General features: G+C 66.5%; 7 protein-coding genes. 1 reads left to right on the top strand and 6 read right to left on the bottom strand.

The features are described from left to right. Positions 1 to 18: 18 nt before the first annotated feature. The 3 genes from pks13 to L1892_RS09315 all read right to left on the bottom strand — a co-directional run bounded on the left by pks13 (position 19) and on the right by L1892_RS09315 (position 8682). A complete protein-coding gene (gene pks13 / locus L1892_RS09325; RefSeq protein ID WP_235723317.1) occupies positions 19 to 5415 on the bottom strand; it encodes a polyketide synthase Pks13 in 5397 nt (1798 codons plus the stop codon). Positions 5416 to 5540: 125 nt separating this feature from the next. Then, entirely contained in the window at positions 5541 to 7442 is a 1902-nt protein-coding gene (gene fadD32 / locus L1892_RS09320; protein WP_235723316.1) for a long-chain-fatty-acid--AMP ligase FadD32, read from the bottom strand. A gap of 253 nt (positions 7443 to 7695) precedes the next feature. Beyond that, positions 7696 to 8682 (bottom strand): LLM class F420-dependent oxidoreductase, encoded by a 987-nt coding sequence (locus tag L1892_RS09315; RefSeq protein WP_235723315.1) that lies wholly within the window; start codon positions 8680 to 8682, stop codon positions 7696 to 7698. A gap of 255 nt (positions 8683 to 8937) precedes the next feature. On the opposite strand from L1892_RS09315, the gene L1892_RS09310 reads away from it, so the two are divergent. After that, positions 8938 to 10275 (top strand): NAD(P)/FAD-dependent oxidoreductase, encoded by a 1338-nt coding sequence (locus L1892_RS09310; protein WP_235723314.1) that lies wholly within the window; start codon positions 8938 to 8940, stop codon positions 10273 to 10275. A 13-nt stretch (positions 10276 to 10288) separates the two neighbouring features. On the opposite strand, the gene L1892_RS09305 is transcribed toward L1892_RS09310, so the two are convergent. From L1892_RS09305 to L1892_RS09295, 3 genes are all read right to left on the bottom strand, one after another. Further along, positions 10289 to 11239, bottom strand: a complete 951-nt coding sequence (locus tag L1892_RS09305; protein WP_268900160.1) for a cutinase family protein — start codon at positions 11237 to 11239, stop codon at positions 10289 to 10291. 48 nt (positions 11240 to 11287) lie between these two features. Beyond that, entirely contained in the window at positions 11288 to 11854 is a 567-nt protein-coding gene (locus L1892_RS09300; protein WP_235723312.1) for a DUF732 domain-containing protein, read from the bottom strand. Positions 11855 to 12081: 227 nt separating this feature from the next. Then, positions 12082 to 13446 (bottom strand): alpha/beta hydrolase-fold protein, encoded by a 1365-nt coding sequence (locus L1892_RS09295; RefSeq protein ID WP_235723426.1) that lies wholly within the window; start codon positions 13444 to 13446, stop codon positions 12082 to 12084. Positions 13447 to 13793 lie beyond the last annotated feature (347 nt).

Here is a 13793-nt window from a genome sequence, read left to right as displayed (position 1 = left end):
TTCTCCCACCTACCGAACTCACCGGCGTGCGTCCACTTCACGCAGTCGCCGGGTGAGATCCGCACCGATCTTGGCGATGAACGGCTCGTCGACGATCGACAGGTGATCGCCGCCGATGTGGATGATCTCCAGATCGTCCACGACCTCACCCCACCGGCCGTCTTCGTCGATGTTCGCCCACTGCGGTTCCAGTTCGATCGCACCGTCGTGCATCTTGTCGGCACGATAGAGGACCACCTTGCCGTCATAGTCGGTGGGTTCGATGTTGGTCAGCGCACGGTTGTCGAGGAACGACGTGCGCTGGTGTTCGATGATGCCGCCTGGGATCTTGGTGCCCGACATCGACATCATCTCCATGATGATCTGGAACTGCCCCTCGTCGTCGGCTTCCACGAGCCGGTCCATCGGGATCGGGATGTCGTCGTCGAGATCGTAGGTCTTGACCGCGAAATCGCGCCAACGCTCGAGCCGGGCACGCTTGGTCTGTTCATTCTCCACCACGGGTTTGGATGGCCGAACCACGTCGATCAGGCCGACGAAGGAGACCTCCTCACCTTCCTCACGCAGCACCTGGGCGCACCCGTAGGCCAACGCCCCGCCCAGCGACCAGCCGATGAGCACGTACGGGCCGTGCGGCGCAACCTCGCGCAGCCGCGGCAGGTACTGGCGCACCCGCTCCTCGATGGTTCCCTCGACGCGGTCGAAGCCGATCACCGGCTGATCGTCGGGCAGCCGTTTGAGCAGCGCCTCATACGCCGAGGTGTTGCCGCCTGCCGGGTGGAAGAGCAACGCCGGCACCGGATCTCCGGCGGTCGTGTCGTAGCTCTTCTTGCCGTCGACCACCCGCAAGAAGCGCAGGAAGCCGTCGGTGTCGGCGCCCGCATCGAGGTACTCGCGGACATAGTTCGACATCTCCTCGATCGTTTCCGAGTCGAGGATGTCTTCCATGTCGATGTCGCCGCCGGTGCGCTCATTGAGACGATCGGTGAGCTGTTGGGCCACTTCCTCTTCGAGCACCGGGAGTTTGTTGAACACGCCGCCCGCCGAAGTCTTGGTGACCACCGCGTAGACGCCGAATGTCAGGCGCTCGGCCGCATCGCGCGGCGGAACGTCGGAGCCGGTGGCGTCGGCGACGGCGGCTTGGTCGGCGAGGTCGGTGGGGGTCTGGTCGGCTGGTTGCGGGGTGTTCGAGGCTTGCGGGGTCTCGATACGCTCCTCGCTAGCGCTCGTCGCTACTCGACCAGCGGTAGGGGTCTCCGTCGCCACGCCAGTAGGGGTCTCCGTCGCCACGCCAGTAGGGGTGTCCGCCGCCACGCCGTCGGCGGGCGCTGCCAAATCCTTCGCGTTCTGCTCATCGATGTAGGCGTTGAGCGCCGCGGTGTCGAGTTCGCCACCGCCCGCGGCATTGTCGGCGAGGTCATCGAGCTGATCGCGGTGGGTGACCGCGAACTCGACGAATTTCACCACATCGGCGAGGTTCGCCTGACGCATCGCCTGCAGTTGCAGTTGAGGGATGTCGAACTCGAACTCGACGCGATTCTTGATCCGCACCGCCATCAGCGAGTCGAGACCCAGTTCGATCAGCGGGATCTCGCGCGGTAGGTCCTCGGGGTCGTATCCCATGGACTCGCCGACGATGATCGCCAGTCGCTGCTCGACCGTCTCACCGCTTTCCGGGTTCCATTTGTTGTCGATGTCGTCGACAATCTCGTCCTCGGTGATCACCTTGTCGTCGGCGAACACCGCGGCCGGTGACGTCTGAGCGGTCTCGACAGCCGGGGCGCTCGCCTGTTCGGGCACTGCCCCGCCCGTGACGACCGCCTCGAACAGCAATCGGAAGTTCTTGTCCTGCTTGGCATGCACCGTCACCGACGCGCCACCCGGATGCGGGCTCAGCGTGGTCGTCACCGTGCCGGAGGCCGGGATCTGCGCATGCGTGACCACAGCTCCCACCACGGCGTCGGCCATCACCTGCGCCGCCGCAGCCCGCACCAGCTCGCGCGTATCGGCGACCGCCGAGGCGTTCACCTCCCACGCGTGCCGGCCGTCCGGCAGTGCGACATGCGAACCCGGCACGGTTCCCGCCGAGCCGCCGCTCGCGAGCTGCGCCTTGAGCCAGAACTCCCGGCGCTCGAACCGAGTCCGCGGGATGTCGCCGAATGCGCCGGAACCAAACAGAGATCCGACGTTCACCGGATGTCCGTGCACGTACAGCTTCATCAGCGCATTGACGAGTCCGTAGCTCTCGTCTTCCTTGCGTTTGAGCGTCTCCACCAGTTCGGCATCGTGCAGTCCGGCCGAGAATGTCACCGCGGCAACAGAGATCAGCACGGCGGGATTCGGCGAGAGCTCCAGGAAGGTGCGGTGCCCGTTCTCCACCGACTTCGCGATCGCCTGGCTGAACCAGACACTGTGCCGCAGCCCCTTGGTGAAGTACTCGATGGTGTGTACCGGCTCGTGGCCCGGTCGGTAGAACGTCTCCCGGTCCACCGAGCTGTAGAACCCGACGGTCGGCCGCAGCGGCTCGATTCCGGTGAGCTCGTAGGCCAGTTCGCCGAGCAACGGGTCCATCTGGGAGGTGTGGCTGGCTCCCTTGGTCTGCAACTTGCGACCCAGCTTGCCCTCGGCCTCCGCGCGGGCGACGATGGCGTCGACCTGCGACTCGGGGCCACCGATGACGGTGTGGGTGGGTGCCGCGTAGACGCAGATCTCGAGATCGGGGTAGTCGACGAGGACGTCGTTGATGTTCTCGGCGCTGTACTCGACGAGCGCCATCAGCCGGATGTCGTCACCCTGCAGCATCGACTCGCCCTCGCCCATGAGGCGCGAACGCTGGCAGATGACCCGAGTCGCGTCCTCCAAGGACAACCCGCCACTGATGTAGGAGGCGGATGCCTCACCCATCGAATGCGGCACCAGCACACCGGGTTCGGCGCCGAAATGCCGAAGCGTGTCGGCGAGCGCGACCTGGATGGTGTAGATGCCGACCTGGCTCGTCTCGATGCCGTAGGTCTGCTCGTCGTCGAGAAACATCTCGGCGATCGAATAGCCGAGCTCGCTGCGCACATATTCGTCGACCCGGTCGACGTACTTCGCGAACACCGGGTTCTCGGTGTAGAGCTGTTTGGCCATCTTGCGGTGCTGCGAACCGAAGCCCGACAGCAGCCACACCGCGGTCGCCGCGTCGGGCGAATCGGCCACGTAGACCAGCGGATTGCTCTTGCCCTCGGCGACCGCACGGACACCGGCGATGGCGTCGTCGTGGGTCCGCGCCATCACCACGGCACGGGAACGGCCGTGATTGCGGTAGGCCAGGGCACGACCGATGTCGGCCAGCGGTGTCGTTTGTCCTGCCTCGGATTCCAGCCACACCAGCAGATCCTCGGCGGCCTTGCGGCGACGCGAGGGCAGGAATCCGGAGAGTACAAGTGGGACAACCGAGCCGTCCGCGGCGCAAGGCGCGAAGCCCTCGGCGGGGTCTTGTTCGGTCTGCTCGGCCGGGGCCTCGTCCTGCTTCGCCTGCGCGGCGAGGACGGCGCGCTCGGCCTCGGTGAGGTACTCGTCGTCGTCGAGGGCGTCGATGTCGATGTCGCCTGGTCTCGATACGGCACTCACTCCGTTCGCGCCTACTCGACCAGCGGGAAGGTCGTTCGCGCCTACTCGACCAGCGGGAAGGTCGTTCGCGTCTACTCGACCAGCGGACTCCGACTCCTCGGCAATAGGGCTCGAACCCAGATCGCTCGGCAGGACTTCGCGGACGATGACGTGCGCGTTGGTGCCACCGAACCCGAAGCCCGAGACGCCGGCGATGGCGTGACCGGAGTAGCGGGGCCAATCGCCTGCCTCCGCGTTCACCTTCAGCCCGTTCGCGTCGAACTGGATGTATGGATTGGGGCCGGAGTAGTTGAGCGAGGCTGGAATCTTGTTGTGCTGCAACGACAGGACCACCTTGGCCAGCGCGCCCGCACCGGCCGCGGACTCCATGTGACCGAAGTTGGTCTTCGCCGACCCCAGCAGAGCGGGCGCACCGACGACCCGGCCACGCCCGACCACACGACCGAGTGCGTCGGCCTCGATCGGATCGCCGAGGATCGTGCCGGTGCCATGGGCTTCCACGTAGTCGACGGTGCGCGGGTCGATCGCGGCGTCGGTGTAGGCAGCGCGCAGCACCTCCACCTGCGCCTCTGGATTCGGGGCGAACAAGCCGTTGGACCGACCGTCGGAGTTGACCGCGGAACCGGCGATCACGGCCAGCACCTGGTCGCCGTCACGACGGGCGTCGGCCATCCGCTTGAGCACCACCAGTCCGCCACCCTCGGCACGGATCATGCCGTCGGCGTCGGCGGAGAACGCCTTGATGTGGCCGTCCTTGGCCTGCGCACCGACTCGATCGAAACCGAGCGTGACCGCGGGCGTGATGATCATGTTGACGCCGCCGGCCAACGCGACCGAGCTCTCGCCCGACCGCAGGCTGCGGACCGCCTGATGCACGGCCACCAGGGACGACGAGCAGGCGGTGTCGACCGCGATGGACGGCCCGTGGAAGTCGAAGAAGTAAGAGACGCGGTTTGCGACGATCGACGTGGCCGTACCGGTCAACGCATAGGCCGCGGTCTCCTCGGCACCCTCACCGAGGCCCATCGTCGCCAGCATCTGATAGTCGTTGGTCGACGTTCCGAGGAACACACCCACCGGACCGCCCTTGAGGTCGCTGGCCGGGATGTGTGCGTGCTCGAGCGCCTCCCAGGTGAGTTCGAGCGCGAGCCGCTGCTGTGGGTCCACCATCTCGACCTCACGCGGACTCATCTGGAAGAAGTCGGCGTCGAAGCTCTTCACATCGTCGAGATAGCCACCCTTGACGTTGGACGCGGCGATGATCTCGGCGATCCGCGGGTCATCGGTGAACTCGGTCCACCGGCCCTCGGGTAGGTCACTGATGCCGTCGACGCCGCCGATCAGCGCCTCCCACGTCGACTCCGGGGTGGCGCCGGCCTTCGGGAACCGCGTCGCGAGGCCGACGATCGCGATGTCGTCGTCGGCGCTGCGCTCACGCTGCCAGAAGGTGTCGGCGACGTCGTCGAGCAGCTCGTCGGGATCACCCTCGATGATGCGCTTGGCCAGCATCGCGATGGTCGGATGGTTGTAGGCCGCAGTCGCCGTGAGGATCACGCCGGTCTTGTCCTCGACGTCGGCGGCCAAGGCGACGGCGTCACGCGAGGAGAGTCCGAACTCCTCCATCGGCCGGTCGTCGGAGATCTGTTCTGCGGGGATTCCGGTGGCGTCCGAGACCCAGGAACGCAGCCAGTCCCGAAGCTCGGCGACCGTCAGATCACCGGCGGTCTCGCCGACGGTTCCGGTGGCATGCGACTGGTCGTCCGTGCTGGCGCCGGACTCGTCGGTATTCAGTTCAGACATCGCTTCCAGACTACTGATCGGGACCCTTCGTGGCTCGCAAGCTCGCACCTCAGGGATCATTTGTTGTGGCTCGCAAGCTCGCGCCTCAGGACGACACCTCAGAACGGCCGCGGAGGCCTGTTCGTCTACTGGGCGTCCGGGAACGCCGTCTGCTTGTAGCCGCCGCGCAGGCTGCCATCGATATAGGCGGTGCGGGTGGCGCGTCGCGCGATCTTGCCGCTGGACGTGCGCGGGATCGAACCGGCCGGCACCAGCAGGATGTCGCGCGCCATGACCCCGTGGCGCTGCGCGACGGCGGCACGCACGGTGTCGGCGATCTCCTGCGGGTCGTGCTTCTTGCCGGGGCCTCGCTCGGCGACGATGACCAACTGCTCCGAGGCATCATCGGCGTCGAAGGTCAGTCCACTGGTGGACTGCTCGAACACGTCGGCGGGCAGCTGGTTGGACGGCACCGAGAACGCGGCGACGAACCCGGGGCGCAGCGAGTCGCTGGCCTCCTGCGCCGAGTACTCCAGGTCCTGCGGGTAATGGTTGCGCCCGTCGACGATCACCAGGTCCTTGACACGACCGGTGATGTACAGCTCGCCGTCGAGCCACACACCGTAGTCGCCGGTGCGCATCCAGATCGCGTCGGCCGCGGTGCCCTCGGTGTGGCTGCCGTCGGCAAGCGGGTCGGTGATGCGGTTGTGGAAGGTCTGCTCGGACTCCTCCGGCTTGTTCCAGTAACCGGCACCGATGTTGATGCCGTGCAGCCAGATCTCGCCGACGTGGCCGTCGGCCTGCTCGGTGGCCGTCTCCGGGTCGACGATCGCGGCCCATTGACTCAGCGCGACCTGCCCACACGACACCTGCGCAACGGCGTTGTCCGCGTGCTGGTCGACGACCTTGAACCGGCCGGCGTTGAGCTCGTCGCGGTCGACGTAGATGACCTTCGCCTCGTTCTCGCGCTGCGTGGCGGAGACGAACAGGGTCGCCTCGGCCATGCCGTAGCAGGGCTTGATGGCCGTCTTCGGCAGACCATACGGCGCGAAGGCGTCGTTGAACTTCTTCATCGAGCTGACGGTGACCGGCTCGGAGCCGTTGATCAGGCCGATGACGTTGGACAGGTCGAGGTGTTCGCCCTCCTTGGGCAGACCACGTGCCGCGGCATGCTCGTAGGCGAAGTTCGGGGCGGCGGCGTAGGTGGGCGCGTTGTCGGACTCGGCGGCGAGTTCCTTGATCCAGCGGCCCGGGCGGCGCACGAATGCCTGCGGACTCATGATGGTGATGTACTTACCGCCCAGCGCAGGCAGGATCACCGTCAGCAAGCCCATGTCGTGGAACATCGGCAGCCAGGTCACGCCGCGGGCATTGCGGTCGATCTCGATGCAGTCGTAGATCTGCAGCACGTTGGCGGCGACGGCCTGATAGGTGATCTCGACGCCGGCGGGCACGCGGGTCGACCCCGACGTGTACTGCAGATAGGCGACGGTGTCCTTGTTGTGGTCGGTGCCGGCGACGGGAGCGACCCAGCTCGAACCGACGGAATCCGGCACGGCATCCACGGCAATGACCCGTGGGCGTTCCTTGGCCGGCAGCGGCTTGAAGAAGTCCCGGACCGCCTCGGCCGATTTGGTGGAGGTCAGGATCGCAGTGGGCTTGCAGTCCTCGAGAACGGCGTGCAGCCGATCGGTGTGACCGGGCTCGTCCGGCGAGAACAGTGGCACGGCGACATTGCTGGCGTAGAGCGCGGAGAAGAAGCCGATCACGTACTCGAGCGACTGCGGGGCGAGGATGGCGACCCGGTCACCCGGCTTGGTGACCTGCTGCAGACGTGCCGCGACGGCACGCAGACGCTTCCCGAACTGCGCCCAGGTCAGGTCTTGGGCCTCGCCGTCACGCTCGCGGCTGTAGTCGATGAAGCGGTACGCGAGGGTGTCGGCCTCTTCACGCACGTTGCGTTCGACGTAGTCGACGAGCGTCGCGTCCTCGGTGAAGTGGATCTGTCCGTTCTCATCGAGGAACTGCTCAAATTCAGTGTTCAACATCCATTACTCCTGTGGCCCCTCGTGGACCGCGCTCTACCTCCCCGATCGCTGGCACGTCCCCCGTCATGCCATCGACCCACGCTTTCCACGCCCGTCCGTACTACCGCGGTCACGGTAGTCCAAATTGTTACCCGTTCGAAATGCTCGTGATCGTCAACCGCACCTTCGCGCTCGCACACACCGGGCATAAACCGCGGTCAGCCAGCGTCGATGCCCGCTCAGCGCGTCAAGTGCATTCAGGCCGTCGACAATGCTACTCCCCCTTGAGAAGCGAGATGACCGGCGCAAACGCGTCCATCTGCGTCGGGAAGACACCGACATAGGACATCGAGGTACGCCGACGCACCTCGCGGATCTGCTCGGCGATCTCCTCGAATGTGCCCATCGCCAGATACGGCGAGGCCATCACATCGTCAACGGTGAACTCGCAGTCGCGTTCGATGTTGGGCGGATAGCCCTGTTCCAGGGCTTTCAACGCCATCTCGGCGGTGGCCTCGCGGTCGTCGGTGATGACGATGACCGCGATCGTCCAGTTGAGTTCGATGTCGTCGAACCGGTCGCCGGCAACCTCGCGGATCCGGTCGACTCGCTGCGCGGTCTTCTCGATCGTCATATCCGACAGCCGCATCTTGCCCTCGCGTGTCGTCGACGGCGCGACCGAAATGATGTCGGCATGCTTGGCCGCCAGTGCGAGCATCTTGGGCCCGCCACCGCCGACGGCGATCGGTGGCCGAGGGCCTTGCCGCGGTCGTGGCGATCCCTCGAGCCCGTTGATCTGGTAGAACTCGCCCGCGAAGTCGACGGTCTCGCCCCGCATCAGGCCATCGAGGATGGTCAGCGCCTCGTCGAGGCGCCGGATGCGGACACCGGGTGACTCGAACTCGATGCCGGCCTTGTCGAACTCTTCTTTCATCCACCCGGCGCCGATGCCCAACTCCAGGCGTCCCTTGGAGAGCACGTCGATCGTGGTGGCCTCTTTGGCGACCATCGCCGGATGGCGCCAGCCGTTGGCCAGCACCGATGTCGCCAGCCGGATGGTCGAGGTGGCCTGGGTCAGCGCGCCGAGCGCGGCGATGGGTCCGACCTGGTTGCCCAGGTGATCGGGCACCGCGAAGGTGTCGTAGCCGTACTCCTCGGCGGTCTGGGCGAGTTTGACGAACTTGCGCGCGCCACCCTCGTCCTTGTTGCCCTCACCACCGGCACCGAACCGGAACGGGCGCAGCTCCCCGGTCTCGCTCATTCACTGTCTCCTCATGCGCATGGTGCGCGTCTGCCCCCAGCGCATGTCCCTGCGCGTCGCGGGTATCGGTAGCCCGATCGCCCAATCACGGTAATGCAGGGCCAACACACCGCCAAACAGATCGCGGACATCCCCCGGCGGATAGTCGAGAATGCCACAACTGGGTCCATTGACCCACTCCGTGACCTGCGCGTTTTCGGGCCGGCGTGAGACGTGTCGCGTTTCACTCACGACGATGCGGGTACGGACACCGATATGACCGCAACAGTCGAACCCGTCCGCATCGTCATCGTGGGTGCCGGCTTCGCCGGCTTCGAGACCGCCCGGCGCCTGCTGCGCCATCAGCGCTCGTCGACCGACCATCCGATTCGGGTCACCGTGATCTCGCCGGATGACTTCATGCTCTACACACCGCTGCTGCCCGACGTCGCCGGTGGGCTGCTCGATCCGCGATTCGTCGCCGTCCCGTTGGCCGACAGCCTGCCAGAAGCCGACCTCATCGCCGGCCGCGTGGAGAAAGTGGATCTGGCCGCTCGGACACTCGAGGTGCACAACCGCGAAGACGCCGTCGAAACCGTCGCCTACGACCGACTGGTGCTGACCCCCGGCTCGGTCACCCGACTCTTCGACATCCCCGGCCTCGCCGAACACGCCCGCGGGCTCAAGACCACCACCGAGGCGTTGTATCTGCGCGATCAGCTGCTCGAGCAGCTCGAATTGGCGTCGCGCGAAACCGATTCGGCGGTTGCCCGGGCACGACGCACCGTCGTGGTGGTGGGCGCGTCCTATGCCGGCGCCGAACTGACCGCACAGTTGCGCGCGTTGGCCGACGAGGTCGCCCGGCAACGTGATTTCGACCCGCAGGAGGTTCGTTTCGTGCTGCTCGACATGGCCGACCGGGTGATGCCGGAGGTGGGCGAGAAGCTCGGCGACAAGGTGCTCGAGGTGTTGCGCTCGCGCGGCATCGACGTGCGGTTGGGCACCACCATCGACCGGTTGACCGATGAGGTCGCCGAGCTGAGCGACGGCACGACGGTTGCCACGCACACCGTCGCCTGGGCCGCCGGAGTCAGCGCCAACCCCCTCATCGAGTCCCTCGGATTGCCCACGGAGAAGGGGCGACTGACGGTGCGCACAGACCTGTCGGTCCCCGACCACCCCGACGTCTTCGCAGCCGGCGACGCGGCGGCCGTGCCGGACACCACGAAGTCGGATTCGGCGGCGATCACACCGCCGACCGCCCAGCACGCCGTGCGTCAGGGCAAGGTGCTCGCACGCAACGTGCTCGCCTCGATCGGCACCGGGACTTCGACGAACTATCGACACAACGATCTCGGCCTGGTCGTCGATCTGGGGCCGCGGTTCGCGGTGGCCAATCCGGTCGGTGTGCACCTGTCCGGCTTCGCGGCCAAGGCAGTCACCCGCGCCTACCATCTGTTCTCGCTGCCCCGTGGCGCCAACCGCATGGCGGTGGCGGCGGCCTACCTGGGCGACGCCGTCTATCCGCGCCCGCTGGTGTCGTTCGGGCTCGTCAGTGCCGAGGAGGCATCCTTTGCGCGCAGTCAGGGCATCCGGATGTCAGACACCGACTGACGCCCGTCGTCGCTCAGTTGTGGGCGGGGCGGGGTGCGTCGGAGATGACGCTGCTGGCCCAGCCGTACATCCACTGGGTGGCCGACGTCCCGTCGAGCGACCAATAATCGGTGGTCGCATACATCGCGTGCACGGGGTTGTCGATCGCACCGGCGAGCTGGCTGACCGCCCGGATCGGGTTGGTGATGGTCGGCGAGTCGCAGATCAGATCGCCGGGGGCGCAGATGGACTGCACCCGATCGGCGAGCTCACCGAATCCGCCGGCACGCGGCCCGGTCATGGTGATGCCGGGCACGAGTCGACCCATCCCGGCCAGTGCGACCTCGGCTCCCACACCCTCCGGGGAGGGACCGATGTCGTTCTGCTTGCCCGATTCACGGCGGCCGTCGGCGATCAGCCCCACACCCAGCACCAGATCCTGGTCGGAGGCGTCCAGCACGCCGCGCCCGTTACCGATGTTGCTGGCCAGGTCGCCGGCGATCACCGCGCCCTGCGAGAAGCCCATGATCACGTAGCGCGTCAGCGGACAATTCCGGTTGGTCTGGATGATCTTGCCGGCCGCCCGTTTGTAACCCTGCGAGCGAGAGAAATCGTAGTCACGCTGCCGGTCGGCCAGATTGGTCGGATTCCGGAACTGCGCCACGTAGGGCACGGTGTAGACGCTCGTGCGCGACGACGGGAACTCGTCGGCGAGCGCACCGGAGACCCGCAGCATCAACGACTGCGGATTCGCAGTCGGTGTGTAGGGATCGTCGTCCGCCGACGACTCCCAGGTACCGGGTATGACCAGGGTGAGCACGTCCGGGCAGTCGGCCGACTGCGCATCGGGCCGCTCCTTTGGTTCGGTGGTCGACTCTCCCGGGCCGATGGGAATCCGTGGCGGGCCTGGCTGCAGCAACACGATCACCAACACCACGATCAGGATGATCGCGACGACCGCGAGCAGCGCCAGGAACAGCAGCATCCTCGGCAGTCGCCGCTTACGACGCTGCGATCTCCGTGCGCTCACCTATCAGCAGTAATTCTCGTCGGCGGCCTTGATGACCTTGTCGGCCTTGGTGTTGGCCTCGACGACGGTGTCGGTGCCCGGTCCGACCGACGCGGTGACGAATGCCTTCACGGTCACCGGGTCGGTGCCCTTCTTGCGTTCATTGCACACGTACTCGGCCATCGTGAGGGCCACCGAATTGTCGGTGTCACCCATGAACGTGACGTTGTCGGCCTTCAGCGCCGCCAAATACGCCTTGCCCTTCGGCCCGATCTCCTGCCCGTCGGGTCCGGGGAAGCTCTGCGGGACGCCGGTGCCGGGTTCGGGTGCCGTTGCCGGCAATGCCGTCCCGCCCGGCTCCTGCGGTGCCGGTTCGTCGGGGGCGTCGGAGTCCGCGGTCTCTTCGGCCGAGGCCGTCGTCGACGGAGCCGCCGATGACGACGGCGTCGTCGAATACATCGAGGTGGTCGTCACCGGGTTGCTCGTGATCGGGGCCGTGGCCGTCGAGTCGTCGGAGCACGCCGACACCGAACCCACGGTGAGCGCGAGTCCCGCCGCGACCATCGCGAGTTGCAGAAACTTTCGGGTCATCGTCACTTCCTCGTCGCACCCGGCCCGGACGTCGTCGTCGGAGTCGGGTTCTCACACCTGCTGCCGCGGTCCGCTCCTGCGATCCGCCTGGCGTCAGGCTACCGTCTCCGCGGTGAGTCGCTTGCCACCCGACCCACCCCACCAGCAGAAACGTGCCGATTACTCAGTGAAGTCTCAGCACCGGCGACGGCTCCCGTTCAGCTTGGGCCGTCGCCGGGTGCGAGAGGTCACTTGGTGACCTTCGCTCCATCCTTGGCCGTCCAGACGATCCGGCCGTGCTCGAAGGTGTTGACGCGCCCCTTGCCGTCGCGGGTGGGCATCTCGTCACTGGTCGGCAGACCCAGCTTGCCGCCCGGCCCGCCGGCGGCGACGTACTCGCCGCCGATGCCGCCGCCGACCATCTTGGGCCCCTTCGGACCGGTGATGATCCGCCCACCGCGGAAGTCCTGTGCCTTGCCACCCGGTACGCCGTAGACCGGTGTCAGGCATTCACCGAGAACGTCCTTGTTGACGTTGTAGGCCTTCGCGAAGCCGACCTTGCACGCCGGGTGATCGTTCATCAGGCCCAGGGCGCCCGCGGCCTGCGGCCACGACTGCTGCATCTCGAACTGCCAGTACGGCCAGGTGTGCGTCCCAGAAGGACGGTAGACCGCCTGACCGGGGATGCCCAGCTGGTTGAGCTTGATGGCGAACTGCTGCGAGGTCACTCGGCTGAGGATCTCCAGTCCGACACCCGAATAGTTGGTGGCCAGCATCGGGATGTCGGACGGCTTGTCGTGCGGGCCGACCAGTCCGTTGCCCGACGACACGTACAGGCTGGTGCCGCGCAGCTTCTCGGCCAGCAAGTACGGGTCATGCTCCTTCCAGGCCGGGTCGCTGGGCGGGCCGAACATCTTCATCGAGTCGTAGCCGCCACCGTCGCGCAACGCGAACTGGATCGCCTGCGGCATTCCGTAGGAGGTCATCTGCAAGATGCCCGAGTAGGACGCGGCGTACTTGTAGAAACCGGGGTTGCGGGCGGCCAGCATCATCGCCGCCGAGCCACCCATCGACAGGCCCTGGATGCCGCGGACGTCGGTGGAGCGCCAGTCGCCCTCCAGGATCGGCGGGAGCTCGGACTGCAGAAACGTCTCCCACTTGTAGTTCTTGCCCTTGTCGGGTTCTTTCCAGTCGGTGTAGAAGCTGGACTCGCCGCCGATCGGGAGCACCACGTTGACGTTCTTGTCGCGGTAGAAGTCCTCGATGTTGGTGTTGATGATCCAGCCACTCTGGTCTTCTTGTGCCCGCAGACCGTCGAGGGTGATCAGCTGCGGGAACTTCTCCTTCGGCTTGGCCCACCAGTCACGGGCCAGCAGCAGCTGGACCTGGATGTTGGTTCCCATCGCCGGCGAGTCGACCCACAGCGCGACACGGCGGTCGGTGTACCAGAAGGTGTTGGTCACCCGCGCGGGTTGGCTAGCGGCGACCGGGGCCGGTGGGGCCGACTCGGCCGCCGGCGGTGCTGCCGGCGCGGGGGCCGATGGCTGCACCGCGGGCGCGCCGGGCGCCGGGGCCGGCTCGGCGCCGGCGGGGATCGTGGGGGCGGCGAGCACCAGGACCGCGGCGGCCGCTACCGCCGCACCGGTCGCCCACCGTCGGGCGGTGCCGGATCGACCGCTCTGACCTCGGTGCCCCCGGACGCCGTGCCCCCGAACATCGTCGGTCGTGTTCCGCGCGCTGCGCGCCACGACATACCGAACCACTTGCCAGTTCACCCTCTGACTCCTTCACACCACCTGAGCATCACGGCGTTTGACCAGGTGAGCGAGTAACTCTTTCCCCAGAAGTCACATCAACCCCACAGACAACAAAACGCCCTACGTGTTTCTTACACGTAGGGCGTTCTGTTTTGCGTGCGCCACGCTGTTACGCGTGGGATTTCTGTGACTGATGTTGTCCT

Source organism: Gordonia tangerina, assembly GCF_021556435.1.
GTDB classification, from domain to species: Bacteria; Actinomycetota; Actinomycetes; order Mycobacteriales; family Mycobacteriaceae; genus Gordonia; species Gordonia tangerina.
The sequence above is the reverse complement of the archived record's forward strand: the minus strand, read 5'-3'. Positions and strand labels throughout refer to the sequence as shown.

Bases quoted from the DNA above. Each gene is read 5' to 3' on its own strand.
- L1892_RS09315 (WP_235723315.1), bottom strand. From the start codon at position 8,682: ATGAGCGAGACCGGGGAGCTGCGCCCGTTCCGGTTCGGTGCCGGTGGT.
- L1892_RS09305 (WP_268900160.1), bottom strand. From the start codon at position 11,239: ATGCTGCTGTTCCTGGCGCTGCTCGCGGTCGTCGCGATCATCCTGATC.
- pks13 (WP_235723317.1), bottom strand. From the start codon at position 5,415: ATGTCTGAACTGAATACCGACGAGTCCGGCGCCAGCACGGACGACCAG.
- fadD32 (WP_235723316.1), bottom strand. From the start codon at position 7,442: ATGTTGAACACTGAATTTGAGCAGTTCCTCGATGAGAACGGACAGATC.
- L1892_RS09300 (WP_235723312.1), bottom strand. From the start codon at position 11,854: ATGACCCGAAAGTTTCTGCAACTCGCGATGGTCGCGGCGGGACTCGCG.
- L1892_RS09310 (WP_235723314.1), top strand. From the start codon at position 8,938: ATGACCGCAACAGTCGAACCCGTCCGCATCGTCATCGTGGGTGCCGGC.